The organism is Paenibacillus sp. FSL R7-0210 (assembly GCF_038009085.1).
GTDB classification, from domain to species: domain Bacteria; phylum Bacillota; class Bacilli; order Paenibacillales; family Paenibacillaceae; genus Paenibacillus_AQ; species Paenibacillus_AQ silagei.
In genome coordinates, this window is record NZ_JBBPAR010000001.1 from 5,918,675 (window position 1) to 5,937,909 (window position 19,235).

A 19,235-nucleotide genomic window follows, 5' to 3' on the forward strand; every position below is an offset into this window, starting at 1 on the left:
ATATCCGGCTCTACAACGTCGACTATAATTGATTTTCTATTAATAATCGATAATAGCCATTCCCCAATATTGGGGAATGGCTATTTATATAGATTTTATACTAAACATTACTACTATTTTTATGCATTTCTAATAAACTTCTCTATTATTCTTTTGAATTGGTCTCAATTTAATATATATTTATATGAAGCGACCCTTTATTTAACAATTAAATGGTAGAATAATGGGGAATGCCAATCATAGTTTTGAGAGGAGTGGGTTTAGGATCATGGTTATTTCTCACAGGATGCGAAGATGGCTGTCTACAGGGTTATCCGTGCTAATGCTGCTCGGACTGTTAACGCCTGCTGGACAAAGTGCACAGGCAACAGCGGATAACAGTAATATTGTAATCTCACAAGTCTACGGTGGCGGCGGCAACGGCGGCGCTAAATACAAAAATGACTTCATTGAATTATACAATCCTACGGATACAGCAGTGAGTCTTGAGGGATGGAAGGTGCGTTATGCCAGTGCCAATGGTGACCTAATTAACACATCCGACATCTCAGTATTAACAGGAACCATTGCCGCGAAGGGATACTTTCTGATCCAGCAATCGGCTGGTACCGGAGGTACGGTTGAATTGCCAGCCCCTGATTATACAGGAACATTAAAGCTTGGAGCTACCAATGGCAAAATTGACCTTGTAGATGCCTCCAATGCAGGTGTTGATATGGTTGGCTTCGGAACTGCCACTACTTATGAAGGCAGCGGAGCTACAGCCGCACTAAGCAGTACCCTTGCCGCAGTGCGCAAGACCGCAGACATTTCACCTGCAGATAACCGTGCCTTCGATACCGATAATAACTCTAAGGACTTCACCGTCCAGCCCCCTGATCCCCGCAATAGCCATTATGGTCTCAGTCAGACTGTAGCGCCGGTTATTGCCACTCCGTCTGCCAATGCCTGGCCCGCAGGCACTGAAATCTCCCTTAATACTTCAACCGTTGGCGCATCCGTGTACGCCGCAGTCTACATAGACGGCGCCGAAGCGGCATTCAAGCCATACAGCACCCCTATCCTACTAAATGCACCCACGACAATCAAAACCTATGCTGTATCCGATGCAGTCTATAGCACAGAATCGAGCTATGATTACACTCTCCTTAAACAACAGGATATTGCCTCTGTCCGCCCGGCACCTAAGGGTCAGAACGTATGGACGGAAGGAACGGTTACACACATCGACGGCGCAAAAATGTACATTCAGGATGCCACTGCTGGCCTTGTGCTGTACGGGTACCCTGACTTCGCCAAAGCAGGAGATATTGTTAATATTCAAGGTGTTATGGATATCTACAGTAACCTCCAGGAACTTAAACCGTCCGCCGGGCTTAACTACAGTGTAGTGACTCCGGATGCCGGTGTTCCTGCTCCCCAGTTAATTACCGCCGCAGAACTGACAACAGCAAATGGTGAAGCTTATGAGGCTAAACTTGTCACACTTGAGAATGTAACAATCAAAAGTAAAGACGGTAAGAATGTCACCGCCATTCAAGCTGAGCAGCCGTTCAGAATTTACTCTGACCTGCCTCAACTGACCGCAGAAAAGCATTTTGATAGAATCACCGGTGTTATTGAACAGTTTAATGATGTCTATCAATTCATTCCGCTGAATGCCGAGAGTCTGGTAGAAGGGCTATTCTCTGTGACCGCCAGCCCCGGCGCCGGACGAATCATTAGCGGAGGCTCTGTAACACTATCCAGTCCTACAGAAGGAGCAGCTATCTATTATACGCTCGACGGCTCAGAACCTACCGTGACCAGTACGTTGTATACCGTTCCGGTTACGATTACTAAGGATACTGTAATTAAAGCTATCGCTTCCATTCCGGGCCAGACCAGCAAAGTATTCACGTTCAGTTATACCGCTTCAGCGCCTCCGCGCATCCATGATATTCAAGGGGAATCCCATTCCTCTGAATATGCCGGCCAGACCGTTACTGATGTCGAGGGGATTGTTACCCAATATGGATATACATTTGCGAACGGCAATTATAAAGGATTTTTCATCCAGGACCCTAAGCCGGATAGCAATGACAATACCTCTGAAGGCATATTCGTATACAGCACGAATGCCAGCCTGAAGCCCGATATTGGAGATCATGTGACTGTATCGGGTATGGTGTCGGAGTACAATGAGGGCAGCAGCAAGAATCTGACTTCCACCCAAATTACACTCAGTACAATCAAGACAGTTGCCAAAAACGTAAAACTTCCAGAGCCTGTAGTTCTGGGCAAAGGCGGGCGGATCATCCCGTCCTCAGTCATCGACGATGATAAACTAACCGAATTCCAGCCCGATGAGGATGCTATGGACTTTTATGAATCGCTTGAGGGGATGCTCGTTACACTTCCGACTCCTACGATTCTCAGTCCGTATTGGACAAGCGGCGGCGGTACCTCCACCGTATATAACATTCCTACGAGAGTGGACAATATGATGGACGATGTTATTACACCGGCAGGCGGACTTGTTCTAAAAGGCGCCAAAAACCTTAATCCGCAACGGCTGCTGATCGCCTATGGCAATCCCGGCCAAGAGGTTGGTACCGGTGATACATTCAACGGTGATGTGACCGGAGTAATCGGCTACAACAATGGAAATTTCAAGGTTATTCCGGCGAATGGAAGTCTGCCCGGCATTACGCAAGGAAGCTTCACACAGGAGACCTCTACGATTGCTGTAGCTGAGGACAAGCTGCTGGTGGCTTCGTATAATATCGAGAACTATTACCCTGGCGTAGGAGCCGCGAAGATTCAGAAGCTGGCTCAGTCCATCGCTGTAAATCTCCAGAAGCCGGATATTATCAGCGTCGTTGAAATGCAGGACAGCAACGGCGAGACTGACAACGGTATCGTGGAAGCCAATGCCGCCGAGCTGATCGAAGCGATTCAGACCGCCGGAGGCCCGGCGTACCAGTATATTGATATTGCTCCATCGGATAAAGCAGACGGCGGTGCTCCCGGCGGTAACATCCGGGTTGGATTCCTCTACAATCCGGTAAGAGTCAAGCTGTCTGACAGCATCAGCGGACAGAAGGGTTCCGCTCTGCAAGCGGTCAGCTACAATGCGGCTGCGGACAAGCTCACCTACAATCCGGGAAGAATTGACCCGGCGAACGATGCCTTTAAAGAATCCCGCAAGCCGCTTGCGGCACAATTCGAGTTCAAAGGCAAGAAGGTCATTGTAATTGCCAATCACTTCAATTCCAAGTCGGGGGACAACGGCCCGTTTGAGAACGTTCAGCCACCGGTTTTGTCAAGTGAGACACAGCGTCACAAGATTGCCGCCGTCGTGAACGGCTTCGTCAAGGATGTGCTCGCAGCCAACCCGTCGGCGAATATTATTGCCATGGGCGACTTGAATGATTTCCAATTCACCAAGACCGCAGATATTCTCAAAGGTAATGAGCTGGACAATCTGATTGACAAGCTGCCGCTTAATGAACAGTACACTTATACGTATGACGGAAACTCACAGGTACTGGATCATATTTTGGCGAGTAAAAATATTGCGAAATCCGCAGAAATGGACGTTGTCCATCTTAATGCAGACTTCCCGGCATCGCGTGGACGGGCATCCGACCATGATCCGGTAGTCGCTCAGTTCGACCTATCCAACTTCGCTCTGCGTGTGCTGCACACGAATGACACGCATGGACATCTGGAGACGATTGCCAAGCGTGCTACGGCGATCAAGCAGGAACGCAATCCCTATACTCTACTGTTAGATGCAGGAGATGTGTTCTCAGGGACACTCTATTCCACTACGTTTAAAGGCATGGCGGATGTTGATTTCATGAACGACCTCGGCTATGACGCGATGACCTTCGGCAACCATGAATTTGATCAGAATAAGGAGCATCCTGAATACCTGAGAAATTTCGTGGAAGCGGCGAAATTCCCGTTCGCGAGCGCAAACATTGACTTTACCTCTAAGAACAGTGAGCTTGCAGACCGGTACCACAACGATATCGTTACCATCGGCGAAGGTGACACCGCGTATAACGGGAACATCTATCCGGCTGTAATCAAAGACGTCTACGGGGAGAAGGTCGGTGTCTTCGGCCTGACCACTGAGGATACGGTCGGATTATCTTCTCCGGGGGATAAGATTAGCTTCAAGGACCATATAGAGAGCGCGAGGAACACTGTAGCGATGCTCGAAGCTAAAGGGGTTAATAAGATTATCGCGGTAACCCATCTGGGGTATACCGTAGACAAGAATCTCGCTGCCGCCGTCGACGGCATTGACATCATTGTCGGCGGGCATTCTCATACCAAGATCGACAACCCTCCTGAGCCGGTTACCAACGTTGGTACAGGTAAGCCTGTGCTGCTGGTCCAGACAGGAGAATACGGCCAAAATCTGGGTGAGCTGAATGTTGTCTTTGACAAAAACGGTGAAATTGTATCGTACAACGGAAAGCTGCTGGATGTAGCCAAATACGCTGAAGATCCGGCGGCCAAAGCCAAGCTCGCTTCTGAATACGATTCTAAGCTCTCCGCCGTTCGGGCTGAGAAGGTAGGATATTCAGACGTTGATCTCTACACAAACCGCGACATCGACGGGAAATCCGTCCGCGTGGTGCGTAAGGAAGAGACGCCGATAGGTAATATGATTGCGGACAGTATTGCGGAGAAGGTTACCGAGCTGATGCCTAACTTCGTGTCCAAGGAGGAGCTTGGTACGATCAAAGGCGTCGTGGCCATCCAGAATGGCGGAGGGATCCGTGCAGCGATTGATAAGGGTGAGATTACGATGGGCGAAGTGTTAACCACACTCCCATTCAATAACAGCCTGGTTGCCCTGAAGGTTACCGGCGCGGAGATTATCTCCTCCCTGGAGAACGCAGTCAGCGGCCTGGAGCTAGACCAGGGACGTTTCGCCCATGTCTCGGGGATGAAATACACGTATGATTCGACTAAAAAACCAGAGATTGTGAGTTCATTGACCGGTCAGGTGACCCAGACCGGGGAACGCATCATCTCCGTTGAGATCAAGCAGGCGGACGGATCTTACCAGCCGATTGATCCGGCAGGCTATTATATTCTGTCCACGAACTCCTTCATGGCTGGCGGCGGGGACTTCTACCGCGCACTGGCTTCAGCCAAGGCGGATGGACGTTATTATGAACTGGGTCTTCCCGACTTCGAAGTCCTGCTGGCCTATCTGAAGAAGCATAATCCGGTAACTTCAAGCGTTGAAGGACGGATCACCGATCTGAAGGGTGCCGTTCCAAACCCAAGTCCGACTGTAACGCCTACTCCGGCTCCAACCACGGCACCGGAAGGCGGAAGCCCAGGGGGCACCGGAGGAGTGACTCCTACGGCAACGCCATCAGTAACCTCTACTCCAAGCGCGGCAGCACCGCAGGTTACCACGCTTACAGCAGCAGAGCTTACAGCGAAGCTGGCCGCACTGCCAGCCGGTTCTAGTGAGCTGATCATTCCGCTTACAGCGTCGGCAGGAGGCGCACAGGTTGTCCTGCCAGGCAGTGTGCTGGTTCAGCAGGCGGCTGCCCGCCCTGATACCGTGCTTACCTTCACCTCATCAGGCGGAGCCTCCTACTCCCTGCCGCTGAGCGTTGTGAACGGATCAGCACTGGCTGCAAGATTTGGCACCGGGGAGTTCACGGTCACTGTCTCGCTGCTTCAGGCCGGACCTGCTGCACTTGACGGTCTGAACAAGGCCATTGCCGCACAGGGCAATGTGGTCACACTAGCCGGCCCCGTCATTGAATTCAGTGTCACTGCCCAGGCAGGCACCACCAATGTACCGCTGAACAGCTTCGGCAGCACTTATGTGAAGCGGACAATCACGGCCACAGGTGCACTTGATGCCAAGGGTGCGACCGGTGTCGCCTTTGACCCGGCCACGGGCAAGCTTTCCTTCGTGCCTTCTGTCTTCGCAAGCCCGGCAGACGGACATACAGAGGTAACGATCAAGCGCAACAGCAACAGCTACTACACTGTCGTTAAATCGTCCAAGACCTTCGGTGACACTGCCGGCCATTGGGCACAGGGCTCCATTGAGCTGCTGGCCTCCAAGCTGGTGATTAACGGCACCAGCAATACCGCCTTCTCACCTGCGCAGTCTATTACACGGGCAGAGTTCGCAGCCTTGATCACCCGCTCGCTGGGGCTTGCACCGGCAGCAACAGGAACATCCTTCAGTGATGTCCGTGCTGGCGCATGGTACACGGATGCTGTACAGACAGCAGCAGCCGCAGGTCTGATTACCGGTTATACCGATGGCAGCTTCAAGCCGGGCAGTCCGATTACCCGGCAGGAGATGGCAGCCGTCCTGTCCAAAGCTATGAAATACACCGGCAAGACCCTGACGGCCGATTCGGCTGTACTGGCTAAATTCCGCGATGCCTCAAGCATCCCGGCCTGGTCCAGAGCAGCGGTAGCAGAGATCGCCGCCGCAGGCATCATCCAGGGTACCCCTGATGGTGCGTTCGCTCCGGCGAAGCTGGCTACCCGTGCGGAAGCGGCTACGATGCTGGAGAAGACCTTGAAGTCGCTGCAATTCATTAACTAACGCACGCACGCTACAGCGTTATACGAGGTTTAAATCAGTAAAGGCGGTTCCCAAGGCGCATGATGCGCTGCGGGAACCGCCTTTTTTTGAATAATAAGATTTGCCAAACCAGAAAAGTTCGTTTATGATAAAACAAATATAAGTTCTATGTTTATAGAACTTTTTTTAATTCCAAGCTCAGTTATCCTTCACTATCTATTATCTCTGTTATATCTAACCCCACTACACCAGAAAGCAGGAATTCCTTATGGATTATAAAGTAACTGTGGACTTCGCGCCTGTCTATGAATGCATTACCAGCCTGAACGCTTTTATCGGCAAGCAAAATCATACGGCTATGGATGCCGGGACCTCCTGGGTCCGCCAGGTCCAGACGCAGTTTGCCCCTGTCATGCTCCAGCGCATGAAGGAAGTGCTGAAGCTCACCGATAATTTCAGTCTCTCCCCCTACATCTGGAGCTGTCCCGGAGAGCGTACGCCGGAGGCATTCCTGCATTGGTTCGAAGAATTGTCTCCGGGGGAGCTCTACGACATTGCCGGGCGGTTCGGGCAGAGTGTGCCTGCGAATCTTGCCGGGCTGCGGGATGCTGCGGCTGAAGTGATCCGGGTGTGGAATGACAGCTATTTCAGCAGCATTGATCCGGCCATTATGGAAGGGCTGCGGCAGGAGGCCGAAGCACGGGCAGCGATGCTGGACGGCACGAATGATATGGCCATCTACGAGGCAGCTACCGAAGGAATGCGGCTCTATCCGTCTAAGACGCTGAAGCAGGTTATTATCACTCCGCAATATCATGCCCGACCGCTGGTCATCTCCTCTCAATATGATGAGTTTGTGTTCACCAGCTACTCTTGTGATGCGCTTCCCCCCGAAGAAGGACGGCCCACTGCCGCGCTACTGCGGCTTACCCGGGCGTTATCGGATGAGACCCGGCTGTTCATTCTCCGGCAGCTTACCGGCAGCCAGATGAATTTCACAGAGATTGTGAAGGCGGTCCAGCTGTCCAAAAGCACGATTCACTACCACCTGATCGCGCTGCGCGCAGCAGGTCTGGTCATCGTTCACACCAGCGGCAAAAGTGTCTCCTACAGCCTGCGGCTGGAGGCTCTGGACGATCTGCCTGGGCAAATTGAGGATTACCTGAAGGGGTGAGAAAGTTGCAGAAACGGAGCTATTACGGATTGTTATCCACGGTTTCACTCAGCGCCTTCGGCGACGCCTTTGGGCTGCTGGCCATGGAGTGGCTGGTCTATGACCTGACTGGCTCCAAGGTAGCGATGGGGGCGCTTGCGCTCAGCTCCATGATTCCCGAGCAAGTGCTGCGCCTGCTCGGCTCGCCGCTATCCGACCGGCTGCCCCGCGTGCGGTTCATGGCCTGCCTTGCCGTGCTGCGGCTGCTGGCGCTCCTGCTTCCGCTCGGCATGGGCCTCGCCGGCCATCTCCAGCTCTGGCAGCTGTTCGCGGCCGCCAGCCTGAGCGGCGCCTGCTCCGCGCTGTTCCTGCCGACGGCCATGGCCGTCATCCCGGAAATCGCCGGAACCGGCAAGCTGATGCGCGCCTTCGCCATCATTGACGGCTGCAAGGGCGCTGCCGTGCTGCTCGGTCCAGCGCTTGCCGGTATCCTGACCGCGGCCAGCGGCGCCTTGCCAGCGCTCGGGGTCAACGCCGTCTGCTATATGGCTGCGATTGCCATGCTGCTGTGGCTGCCCCGGATGGGCAAGCCCGCCGGGCCGCCTGCTGCTGCCGTTTCCGTATCCGGCTATCTGCGGGAGGTAGCCGAAGGCTTCTCGTTCTATCGGCGGTTCCCGGCCATGCTGACGATCATGATGATGGCTGCCGTCAGCAATCTTAGCTCCACAGCCATATGGACGATGATGGTCCCTTATGTCCGCGAGGTGCTGCACCGCAATGCGGCGGCTGTAGGTACGCTGTCTACAGCTTCTGCGCTTGGGTACCTCGCCGGACTCGGGGTCATCTCCATCATGGGCGAGATTAAGCAGCGGCGCGCTGTCATGCTGGGCAGCCTGGGCTTGTCAGGTATCGTCACCATGCTGTGGGGCTTCATCCCCAGCTATGCCTTCGCCTTGTTCGCCGTATTCGCCGCCGGGCTGATGGGGCCGTTCTTCAGTTCCCTAAGCTCCTCCCTGCACGGGCGGCTCGTACCCGGTCAGCTTCAGGGCCGGGTGAATTCGGTCCGCTTCCTGATTGGCGGGAGCCTGTCGCCGATTGGCGCCTTGGCAGCCGGTACGGTCGCTGAGCTGTACGGGGTTCCTGTGCTTTTGATTGCCGCAGGCCTTCTTCCGGTGCTGTACGCCGGAGTGGCCCTGCGCCTGCCCGGCCTGAAAGCGCTGGACGGCGACCTGTCTGTGCTGGAGCAGCGGGACCGCCAGCGCCAGGAGGCTGCGCTGACGGGCAATGCATCTATGTAGATGGACCTTAAGGAGCTGACAGTGTTGCATTCCGTGCAGGATCTCTGCGTAGATCGCCCCTATCAAGCTCCAGTGTTGCACTTTATGCAAGATTTTTCTTAATTTGTTACTGATTATGGCACATTGTTGCAGCTTTTGCAGGATTTCGGGCGATTCGGGGCTAACGGGAGCTGGATTGTTGCATTTCGTGCAGGATCTCCGCACAGGCCGTTCTTATCGAGCCCCATTGTTGCATTTCATGCAGGATTCCTACACACTGCCCCCTAGCGAGCCCCAGTGTTGCACAATGTGCAAAATTCCCGCGCACGCCTTACGCCGCCCCACGCCAAACAGGCGATGCCACATGCGCATCGCCTGTTTATCGTAACTCTACCTGCTGTGCTGCTATCCAGTAACTGCTACTCAGGACTCCAGCCCGCCCTCACTGGTCACATAATGACTGGTGTCCCCGTGCAGCACAATCTCCGGCACGCCGTCAGTAATATCAATTCTGCATAGGCAGGTAGGGTGAATGTAGGGCAGATCCCATAGCTTGTCCATGGCCCGGTCTTCAAAATAAGCCATCAACACCTTCACTACTACCGTATGGGTGGCAATAAGGATCGTGCCGCCTTCGTGCAGGTCTATGAGCTCACGCAGCTTGCCGAGCGCACGCTCCTGCACTGCTGCGAAGGTCTCGCCGCCCTGGATGCTGAACAGCGCCGGGTCCCCCCAGAATAGCTGGTGCTGCTCCGGGTACTGCTCCTCCAGCTCACCGGCCTCCCGGCCTTCCCAGACGCCAAGGTTAATCTCTTTGAACTCATCATAAGCGGTAAGCGGGATCTCCCGCCCGCCCCGGATAATCTCTGCCGTCCGCAGCGCCCGGGGGCTGGAGCTGGCATAGACCGCGTCCAGATGGACATCCTTCATAGCCTTGCCCAGCCACTCCGCCTGCTGGACGCCCAGCGGCGTAAGCGGCGAATCCTGATGACCCTGCATCCGCTTCTGCACATTCCATTCCGTCTGCCCGTGTCTTGTAATATACACCGTTGTAGTCATGAATTCCTATTCCCCTTTACCCAATTATGTATCGATGATTGGACCATTCCGGCCGCTATGACACCAGCATGTGCCAATCGTCTCATTCAGGGTCTACCTGCGGCGGCGCTCCAGCCACTTCACCCCATAATCGACAATCTCCCGCTGCGGGACCAGCTGCGCCGCAGATGCTGCAATGAAGCCCTTGGCAATCCGCCCGGTCTCCTTGTCAAAGTCCGCGCCAAGCTGAGCGAAATCATCCGAATTCCAGTTGTAATCACTGAACTCCACCCATTGCCGGACGCCATCCACCAGCATCGGAGCACCTGCGATAACCTCCTGCTTCCCTGCATAATCGGCCCGGTGCTCCGCGAGATGCAGCGAGGTATTGTTCCCATGGTCCACGCCAAGCAGCAGCACGCTTCCCCCCAGCTCATAGATCCGGGCCAGCGGCGACCGCTCTCCGAAGGCATATTCCAGGCCATGGCTGTCAATAATGACATCCCGGTGCTTCCCCCAGGCGGCAAAAGAATCAATCGGATGGCTGCTGCGCCGCACACCCCGCTGCTTGCGGAAGCAGTCCGGGATAATCCCCATACCGCGAATAGGCGTCAGGTCCGGGTCATACGCCGGCATATGCTCCCGGATCTCCGGCCACCAGGCCTCCGGCACCGGCGGTCTGCTCCAGCCTGACGGATCGGTCAGATCCGAGGATTGCGTCGGCATCACCAGCGTTCCTTCCTCGCCCAGCACCTGCTCCAGCGCGAGGATCACGGCAACGGGTCCGCCTGCCACCCACTGCCCGAGTGACTTCAAGGAGGAGTGCAGCAGCAGCGTCATGCCTTCTTGCACGCCCAGCTGCCGAAAATCGGCGGCAAGCCTATCTACCGTAATCAGTGTTCCTTGGATCTCTTCCATACAAATACCTCCAGACCTTCCATCTATCCTATCATAGACCAGAACCTCAAGTCTTGCCACCCGGCCCTTAACTCCCGCTCTTTATCATTCCTGCAGCTGCTCTAATCCTAAGACTCCTTATCCTCAGCCTGGCCGGGATAACGCCCCATCAGCAGCTTCGCCCGGTACTCTCCGGGGGAGATGCCCTCCAGCTCCTTGAATACCCGTGCGAACTGCTTGCTGTTCTCGAAGCCGACGGACTCAGAGACGGAGGCCAGCTTGACCCGGTTATCGGCCAGCAGCTCTTTGGCGTGACGGATGCGGACTTTTTTGAGATACAGCACGAAGCTCTCCCCGGTATAGGCCTTGAATGCCTCACTGAAATAAGAATAGTTCAGGGACACATAATTACTGACCATCGCCATGTTCAGCGGACGCGCATAATTCGCTTCGATATACGCCAGCGCTTCCTCCATATCGGCATGCTCGGTATGAGCGGATTTGATGCCTATAATATAATCGTTAACGCTCAGGAGCAGATGCTCCAGCGCACGGTAATAGTCGTGGAAATGGCGGAAATTATGCAGGTTGCCCACTTGGCGGTACAGCTTCAGCACCTCCACCGAAGCTTCGCCATGCGTACGGAACACCTCATCCAGTACGCGTTCATTCATACTCCGTCCTACATTCTCCAGGTAGCTCAGATCCAGCCTCAGCAGATGCTCCGTCTGAAAAATAACGCCAAGCAGCGCCTTGATTTCCTTCTCCCGCCCGGTTCCCAGCATATTAAGCAGCTTCCGCAGCTCTTCCTCCGGGAGCGGGAAGCTCAGCCGTCCAGCCTGAATATCCGCATAGTCCACGAAGCTGGCCTGCGGCGACAGGAAGGTATATTGCAGCGCCCGGCAAGCCTCCAGATAACAGGCGCGGAACTGCCCGGCGCTGCGGCTCTCCCTGCTGATTCCGAGCAGCAGCCGCGTAAGCTCCTTGGACTCGGCCCTCTTGGCCAGCTCCAGGAAGCTCTCCCCGCCACCGACCAGCACCAGCTTCCCGTCTCCGTCCGTCAGAATCTCCTTGAATTTGTGCTCTAGCGGTCCGCCCAGCTGCTCCAGCAGCCCCTGCACTTCTGCAGGCTTCATCCGTGTACCGTCACTGTGATAATAGTTCAGCACTCCTACTGTAAAAGGCACTTCAAGCCCCGCAAGCTCCTCATGCTGCGCAGACGATACCTCGCCCTCCTGCTGCATCAGGAGGCTGCGCAGACGGGCCGCCCGCAGCTCGCGGCGGTAGCCCTCTGCTTCCTGCAGCTGCTTGTGGCTGCTGAATTCCCGCTCTTCCCCTTCCTTGGCTATCCGCTCCAGAATCTCGAACAGCTCCTCACGGCGGATCGGCTTCAGCAGATAATCCTTGACGCGGTAGCGGATCGCGCTTTTGGCATATTCGAAATCATCATGGCCGCTGAGTATAATGACAGCCGGAGCCCCATCCGCCGCTGCTTCCGCAGACAGCCGCGCCAGCAGTGTAATTCCGTCCATGATCGGCATCCGGATATCGGTGATAATCACATCCTGCCGCTCCTGTTTGTACAGCTCCAGTGCTTCCGCGCCGTTGCCCGCCATCGATATGCTGTAGACAGCCGGATATTCCCGTTCAATCATCGCCTTCAGGCCTAAACGGATCATTTTTTCATCATCCACAATCAGCAGATTAGTCATAGCTGTTATCCCCCGTCAATAGAACTTTGGGCAGTGACATGTACACGGCCGTCCATTTTCCCGCTTCGCTCTGTACCTCCAGCCCGTAGGCTTCACCGTAGAATAGCTGCAGCCGCTGGTGCACATTGCGCAGTCCGACGCCGCCCGCCTTATATCCTCCGCTGCTGATCCCGGAAGCGTCCGCTCCAGGCTCCTCTTTCGCATAGATCGCCTCATGCAGCGCCAGCAGCCGCTCCGGCGTCAGTCCCAGACCATTGTCGCGCACGACAATTAGAATCTCCGTCCCGACCTCCGTCAGATCAATCCGCACCACGCGGTCCTTAAGCTCGACTCCGTCCGCATTCCAGGCATGCTTCACACTGTTCTCGACAATCGGCTGCAGCGACATTTTAAGCACCTCCACTTCCAGATAAGCGCTGTCAATATCCAGCTCTAACCGGATGGTATGCTCGAACCTGATGTTCATAACCTCCACATAATTCTCAATATGGCGGATCTCGTCCCTCAGCTTGACGTATTCTCCGCTCCACTTGAAATTATAACGCATCATGCCGCCCAGCCGGGTCAATGCATCCGAGATGGTCCGTTGGTTCTCGATTTCGGCCAGCATCTTGATATTCTCCAGCGTATTATAGAGAAAGTGGGCATCGATCTGATTATGCAGGGTGCGCAGCTCCGCTTCCTTGGAGAGCGCCTGCTTATGGACCGCCTGGGCCACCAGCGTATTGATCGTATTCAGCAGCTTCGAGAAATGATGGGCCAGCTCCCCGACCTCACCGCCGCCGTTGACCCGGATGCTGCCGTAAGGCTCACCTCTGCGGACCTTCTTCATCGTCTCGGTCAGGCGGCGGAGATTCTTCAGAATAAATGCGTTCATGATATAGGCAATGACCGTTACCAGGAAAATAAAAACGATATTCGCCCCAATAATCAGGTTGCGGGTACGCGAAATATCCTTCATTAATCCCTTCATGGAGACCACCGTGACCAGGGAAGCATTAATCTGCTCCAGCGGCGCTTGAATCAGCAGGAATGAATTCCCGTTCTCCTCGTAATCCATCTCCCATCCGCCCATCTTACGGTAGACATCCAGCCGTTCTTTAACGGCCGCAGAGAGTCCCGGATTCTCCTCCAAGAAGGAGTGGTCCGTCCGGGTGAACAGGTTCAGCTCCTCATCTGCGATCATCATCTGCGATTCATTGTCCTGCACAGAGGTGAATGCCTTAGGTGCGAACTTGCTCAGCTGCATATCGACCTGCACCATCCCGACATGATGCCCGGCAGGAATGCTTTTCTCTTTAAGCAGCGACACCTTGGCCGGACCAGCCTCCACCTCCCCTGCGTAGCGCTTCATGAGGTCGGGATCCCGCTTCTGAAAGGACCAGTAATGCTGTCCCTCCATCTGCAGCGCTTTTTGAAACCACGGTTCCATCGATACCCGGTCCTCACTGAAAATAACCGGCCACAGCTCATGCACATTCTTATTGCTGGAGAACAGCCGCAGATGCTCAATATTCGGATTATTGAATTGCATCTGGCTCAAGCTCACAAAGGTAGTTGTATTGAAATCGATCAGTTCTCCAAGCGAAGGCTCATCCTCGCTGACCAGATAGCTCTCCACCCCTTTATCCGAGGAAGCCATCTGGGCGACCCGTTCCATCGCTTCAATCTGGTTGAGCACATACAGCTTCTCCATCTGGAGGAGATAGCTGTTCTTCTCAATAGAATCACGCTTATAAGTATTATTGATCGCTCTGTACGAATAGAGGGACACCAGCAGGCTGGGTCCCAGAATAATGAAGATATATGCAGCAATCAGCCGGCTCTGCAGTGACCTCCGCCCCCACCAATAGCGGAAGGAATTCCATAATGCCCCTGTTCGTTCGCGCATGCTCACCTCTTGAAAATAGCCCAAAAGCCCGCAGTCTGCGGGCCAATGGGTCTTATATTTAAAAACTTACATTCCGAGTTTCTTTTTGTTCTCTTCATATTTCGTCTGGCGGTAGGCATCGAAGGTCGCCTGGCCGTCCTTTTCTTTCTTGGCGAGATAATCGCTCCAGATCTTATCGAAGTCTGCATCGGAATCCGCCATCAGCAGTTTCGGCAGTGTTTTACCGCGCAGTTCCTTCAGTTTGGTAGCGATAATGCCTTCCGGCGAGTTGCCGGTAGGGTCAATCAATTGGAATTCAGAGGTATTGACGGATTTGCCCTTTGTCCAGTCTTCCAGTTGCTTGTAAGGCTCCACAGATTCCGGCTTCCATTGTTCGGTAATATTGGTGTTCTGCATCATCCAGAAGGTGAAGGATGAACCGTATTGCTTATCAAAGGCTCCGCGGTCACTGTTCATCAGCTTCAGCGCTTCAGGCAGGAATTGGTCCTTGCCGTCAATTGTATCATAGCTGACCCCTTTTTCACCCAGGAAAAGATCCTTTTGGCCTTCTTCACTGTTCAGATAGCTGAGGAATTTAATCGCACGCGCTTTATCCTTCACGTTCTTGGAGATCAGGGTCACCGTCCAGCCTGAGATTCCGGGGCCGTCCAGGGCCGGAGGGTCCATCTTGGTGTTGGCCGGTCCGTCAACTGCAATGTACACCTGCTCAGGGTTCTTCTGGAAAATCGTACCGAGCTGGGAAGCGAAGTCTGTGCGCTGATACAGCATGGCGAAGTAGCGCCCTTGTACGATCTTCTCTTCCATCTGCGCACGCTTGTCAATGAAGATATCCTTGGCCAAGAGCCCGTCCTGGTTGGCCTGACGGAGCGTTTTCATCCAGCGGACATACTCCGGATCCGTCTCACGGTCATAGACCTTGCCGTCCTTTTCCCAAGGAATGTTCAGGAAGTTCTGAATGTAGCCTTCCAGCGAGTCGTTGCCGGTCTCTTTAAACTCATGCAGCCCCAGCGGGATCAGCGGCTGGCCGTTCACCTCAGGGAATTTCTCCTTCGCAGCCTTCAGCGCGGCGAGGAAACCTTCAGGAGTACGCATATCCGGGCTGCCGATCGCTTCATAGATATCCTTGCGAACCGCAAAGGTCTGGTTGGATACATAGGCGTCGCCATATTGCTTATAATCAGCCGGGGAGGACGAGGAGTTCGGATACCCGTAGACATTGCCGTCCGGCTGAGTGTACCAGCCGAGCTTATCCTTATCCGATACTTTGTAGAAGTACGGGTCATATTCATCGGCCAGCTTGTTCAGCGGAAGAACCAGATCGCCTTCAATCATTTTTTTGATCGCATCTTCCCAGAACCCAAGGGTAATGAAATCCGGCAGCTTGCCGGAAGCAATCAGCGTGTTCAGCTTCTCGTTCTCATTGCCTGCAGGCACGATGAAGTTAAGGTTAACGCCGGTCTTCTTGGTCACATATTGGGAAGTAGGGTCTACACCCCATTTATTCGGGAACCAGGCAAAGTTCAGATACCAGTCAAAGGTAATCGGTGAAGTATCGCTCTTCCAGCCCGGTTCATCGGCCGAAGCCGCAGGTGCCGGAGTTGCAGCGTCTGTTGCAGGTGCCGCCGTAGCCTCCGTGTTCGCCGGCTTGTCATTCGCCTTGTTTCCGGATGAAGCATTATTGCTGTTACCACAGCCCGTTGCAGATAAGGCCAGCATGAGTCCCAACATCAGCAGGACCGTTTTCTTCGGCTTATGTTTCATGCCCATTTGTTTACCCCTTTTCTAGATCATAATATTTATAAGCTCAACCCCGTAGCCCTTCAGACACCCGGGCGTTGGAGGAGTTACCTGTGGCTTGCAGATACTTAGCCCTTAATCGAACCAATCATCATACCTTTGACGAAATAACGCTGCAGGAACGGATAGACGAATACGATTGGCAGTGTGGTCACGACCATGGTGGCCAGCTTGATCGACTGTGAGGTGACCGTTCTTGTGGCCGCGCTGCCCTGGACAGCGGTCATCATGGTATTGGAGCTGGATTGGGCCACGACCCGGAACAGATAGGTCTGAATCGGCTGAAGATCCACGTTGTTGATGTAGATAATGCCTGTAAAATAATCATTCCACTGGTAGACTCCGTGGAACAGGGCGATGGTGGCAATGACCGGCATGGAGACCGGCAGCACAATCCGCAGCAGAATCGACCAGTCGTTGGCCCCGTCAATCCGCGCCGCTTCATCCAGACCATCCGGAATTTCCCGGAAGAAGGTCATGAAGATAATGAGGTCGAAGAAGCTGAACATCACCGGGATGATATAGACCAGGAAGTTATCCAGCAGATGCAGGTCGCGGTTCAGCAGGAAGGTCGGGATTAGCCCGCCGTTGAAGAACAGGGTGACCGTACCGATCAGAATGTAGATTTTGCCGCCCACCAGATCCCTGCGGGATAGAGCATACGCGACCATTGCTGTGAAGAATACATGCACGGCAACACCGACTACTGTCTTGGCTACGGTAATGGCCATCGCCAGCATAATGCCCGGACTTGCGAAGACCGCCTCGAAGTTCTTCAGTGTGATGATGCGCGGCCACCAGTAGATTCCGCCCAGCATGGCGTCATTGCCGTCATTGAAGGCGTTGACCAGCACATACCAGATCGGATAGAGCGTCAGGAAGCAGACGCAGAGCATGACCAGATTATTGATGATGTCGAAGATGACTTCGCCTTTGGTTCTGCGTTTGAGTGCAAACATAGATAGATCCTCCTTGTTCTAGAACAGCGACGTGTCGTTGATTTTTTTGGATACCTGGTTAGCAATCAGCAGCAGAATCAGTGCAATGACCGCCTTAACCAGAGTGACCGCCGCAGAGTAGGAGAAGCGGTTAGAGACAATACCTGTCTGATAAATATAATAGTCAATGACGTTAGAAGCACTTTCATTCAGCGAGTTGCGCAGCACCAGAATCTGGTCGAAGTTGGAGCTCAGCACTCCGCTGACCGCGAGAATGAACAGAATGCTGATCGTGCCCCGGACGGACGGCAGCGTAACGAACCACATTTTCTGGAACCGCCCGGCTCCGTCAATCGTCGCCGCCTCATACATCTCCGGAGAGACACCGGCGATCGCCGCCAGATAGATAATGGCTGACCATCCCAGCTCTTTCCAGATGTCGGAGCTAATGATAATGGTCCAGAAGTAGCTTGGCTCGGCCAGATACGTAATCGGCTGGTCAATGAGGTGCAGCGCCATCAGGATACTATTGATAATCCCCACATCGGCCAGCCAGGTGGCCAGAATCCCGCCAAGCACGACCCAGGAGAGGAAATGCGGCAGATAGGAGATCGTCTGAATCGCCTTCTTATACCGGAGGGAACGGACCTCATTAAGAAATAAAGCGAAGATAATCGGCAGCGGGAATCCGATAATCAGCTTGATCAGACTGATTCCCAGCGTATTGCGTATAACATTGGGCAACTCGTCGTCGTCGAATAATTCCCTGAAATGCTGCAGGCCCACCCAGGGGGCTTCGGCAATCGATTTGACGATGTTGTACTCCTTGAAGGAAATAATCAGGCCATAGATTGGAATGTAGTTGAATACAATCATCCAGGCTACGCCAAGCAGGGCCATCGTCTGCAAATGCCGCTGGGCTACAAATTTCCTCCAGAGTGAATGTTTCCGACCTGAACCGGTTTCGATTGACGCCGGAATGAGCGGACCCATGACCGGGTCCTGCTTGGTATTTCGTTTGTTCTCCATCGTGTGGACCTCCAGGATACCTATCTGTTTATGTGAAGCGTTTTCATCTCTATGTAAGTATTGTATGCGTTTTAGGTATACGGTAAAAGGCCTCATATTTCGTATTTAGGGGCTCATATTTCGGCTTGGAGTATTCTTCTGGGCTCCCCAAGCCGAGCCTCTTACACATGCAGAACCGCATGCTCCTCCGACAAAACAAGATAGTCACCGATCACGCCGTCCTCAAAGGCAGGCTTGCGGGGCTGGCCGTTTCCCAGCGGGGGCAGATCCTGATGGTATTTGTAGAAAACAAGCTGGGATCGCGCCCCCTCCTGCGTCAGCTCAAGCCGCAGCTCCTCATCGGTCAGACAGACAGCGGACACCACGCTCCCCGTTACTTTTGCCGTCAGCTCATCCCATTGCTCTTCCTCAGGCTCCCCTGCCCAGCTGGATATCCACGGCCGGTGGCTCTTGTTATAATTCAGGTGGCATTCAATCACTCTGCCGTCCAGCAGAATATATTGGCCCGATGCCCAGACGGCATATACGAGATACTGTCTAACGCCTTCCTTCTCCAGCAGCAGTCCGAAGAACCCGGGACCTCCCATGCCATAGGTTCCCAGATGGGTAGAGAATCCCACTGCCCTGCTGCCCAGCAGCGCGTCCTTGTCCATCTCTGTCATCGTCCGGGGTCTGGCGGTCATCATCGCCTCGCCTTCCTCCGCTTCATAGTGGAAGTCCCTGAACGAACTTTCTTCCGTCCAGCCTTTAGCCTCCCACGTCTCCCGTTCAGCGGCGGGAATAATCATGGAGTATTTCTCAATCAGTCCGATCTTAAGCTCGCTCATTCCTTCATCCTGCCCCTCTCCTGTTAACAGATGTATACCCATTATTATAAGCAACTTCACATCAGCCATTGTATTCTGTATTTCGCATTCAATCCAGACTTCTTA

11 protein-coding genes are annotated in these 19,235 nt (G+C 53.9%); 3 read left to right on the forward strand and 8 right to left on the reverse strand.

From position 1 onward, the window contains the following. Nucleotides 1-268: 268 nt before the first annotated feature. The 3 genes from MKY64_RS24995 (at nt 269) to MKY64_RS25005 (ending at nt 9,022) form a co-directional block, all read left to right on the forward strand. Nucleotides 269-6,592 (forward strand): S-layer homology domain-containing protein, encoded by a 6,324-nt coding sequence (locus tag MKY64_RS24995; RefSeq protein ID WP_340956470.1) that lies wholly within the window; start codon nt 269-271, stop codon nt 6,590-6,592. A 247-nt stretch (nt 6,593-6,839) separates the two neighbouring features. After that, nucleotides 6,840-7,745: an ArsR/SmtB family transcription factor gene (locus MKY64_RS25000; RefSeq protein ID WP_036732679.1), complete on the forward strand. Its 906-nt coding sequence runs from the start codon at nt 6,840-6,842 to the stop codon at nt 7,743-7,745. Nucleotides 7,746-7,750: 5 nt separating this feature from the next. Continuing rightward, nucleotides 7,751-9,022 carry an MFS transporter gene (locus MKY64_RS25005; RefSeq protein WP_036732687.1) on the forward strand — a complete coding sequence of 424 codons (1,272 nt, stop codon included), beginning with the start codon at nt 7,751-7,753 and terminating at the stop codon, nt 9,020-9,022. 402 nt (nt 9,023-9,424) lie between these two features. On the opposite strand, the gene MKY64_RS25010 is transcribed toward MKY64_RS25005, so the two are convergent. The 8 genes from MKY64_RS25010 to MKY64_RS25045 all read right to left on the reverse strand — a co-directional run bounded on the left by MKY64_RS25010 (nt 9,425) and on the right by MKY64_RS25045 (nt 19,130). Then, a complete protein-coding gene (locus MKY64_RS25010; protein ID WP_036732690.1) occupies nt 9,425-10,060 on the reverse strand; it encodes a histidine phosphatase family protein in 636 nt (211 codons plus the stop codon). 93 nt (nt 10,061-10,153) lie between these two features. Next, nucleotides 10,154-10,957 (reverse strand): aminoglycoside N(3)-acetyltransferase, encoded by an 804-nt coding sequence (locus MKY64_RS25015; RefSeq protein ID WP_036732692.1) that lies wholly within the window; start codon nt 10,955-10,957, stop codon nt 10,154-10,156. A gap of 107 nt (nt 10,958-11,064) precedes the next feature. Further along, complete coding sequence (locus tag MKY64_RS25020; RefSeq protein WP_036732694.1) at nt 11,065-12,648, reverse strand: response regulator; 1,584 nt, start codon at nt 12,646-12,648, stop codon at nt 11,065-11,067. Beyond that, complete coding sequence (locus tag MKY64_RS25025) at nt 12,641-14,539, reverse strand: sensor histidine kinase (RefSeq protein WP_036732696.1); 1,899 nt, start codon at nt 14,537-14,539, stop codon at nt 12,641-12,643. The genes MKY64_RS25020 and MKY64_RS25025 overlap by 8 nt, the downstream gene beginning before the upstream one ends. Before the next feature lie 66 nt (nt 14,540-14,605). Beyond that, nucleotides 14,606-16,306 (reverse strand): extracellular solute-binding protein, encoded by a 1,701-nt coding sequence (locus MKY64_RS25030; RefSeq protein WP_036732697.1) that lies wholly within the window; start codon nt 16,304-16,306, stop codon nt 14,606-14,608. A 98-nt stretch (nt 16,307-16,404) separates the two neighbouring features. Continuing rightward, the gene (locus MKY64_RS25035; protein WP_036732706.1) at nt 16,405-17,295 is read right to left on the reverse strand and encodes a carbohydrate ABC transporter permease; all 891 of its coding nucleotides are present in this window, start codon (nt 17,293-17,295) and stop codon (nt 16,405-16,407) included. 18 nt (nt 17,296-17,313) lie between these two features. After that, nucleotides 17,314-18,267 carry an ABC transporter permease gene (locus MKY64_RS25040; protein ID WP_051478710.1) on the reverse strand — a complete coding sequence of 318 codons (954 nt, stop codon included), beginning with the start codon at nt 18,265-18,267 and terminating at the stop codon, nt 17,314-17,316. Nucleotides 18,268-18,464: 197 nt separating this feature from the next. Beyond that, nucleotides 18,465-19,130, reverse strand: coding sequence for a hypothetical protein (locus tag MKY64_RS25045; RefSeq protein WP_340956477.1), 666 nt, complete (start codon nt 19,128-19,130; stop codon nt 18,465-18,467). Nucleotides 19,131-19,235 lie beyond the last annotated feature (105 nt).

Coding starts and splice junctions, on each gene's coding strand:
- MKY64_RS25015 (WP_036732692.1), bottom strand. CDS start 10,957: ATGGAAGAGATCCAAGGAACACTGATTACGGTAGATAGGCTTGCCGCC.
- MKY64_RS25020 (WP_036732694.1), bottom strand. CDS start 12,648: ATGACTAATCTGCTGATTGTGGATGATGAAAAAATGATCCGTTTAGGC.
- MKY64_RS25010 (WP_036732690.1), bottom strand. CDS start 10,060: ATGACTACAACGGTGTATATTACAAGACACGGGCAGACGGAATGGAAT.
- MKY64_RS25045 (WP_340956477.1), bottom strand. CDS start 19,130: ATGAGCGAGCTTAAGATCGGACTGATTGAGAAATACTCCATGATTATT.
- MKY64_RS25040 (WP_051478710.1), bottom strand. CDS start 18,267: ATGGGTCCGCTCATTCCGGCGTCAATCGAAACCGGTTCAGGTCGGAAA.
- MKY64_RS24995 (WP_340956470.1), top strand. CDS start 269: ATGGTTATTTCTCACAGGATGCGAAGATGGCTGTCTACAGGGTTATCC.
- MKY64_RS25000 (WP_036732679.1), top strand. CDS start 6,840: ATGGATTATAAAGTAACTGTGGACTTCGCGCCTGTCTATGAATGCATT.
- MKY64_RS25030 (WP_036732697.1), bottom strand. CDS start 16,306: ATGGGCATGAAACATAAGCCGAAGAAAACGGTCCTGCTGATGTTGGGA.
- MKY64_RS25025 (WP_036732696.1), bottom strand. CDS start 14,539: ATGCGCGAACGAACAGGGGCATTATGGAATTCCTTCCGCTATTGGTGG.
- MKY64_RS25035 (WP_036732706.1), bottom strand. CDS start 17,295: ATGTTTGCACTCAAACGCAGAACCAAAGGCGAAGTCATCTTCGACATC.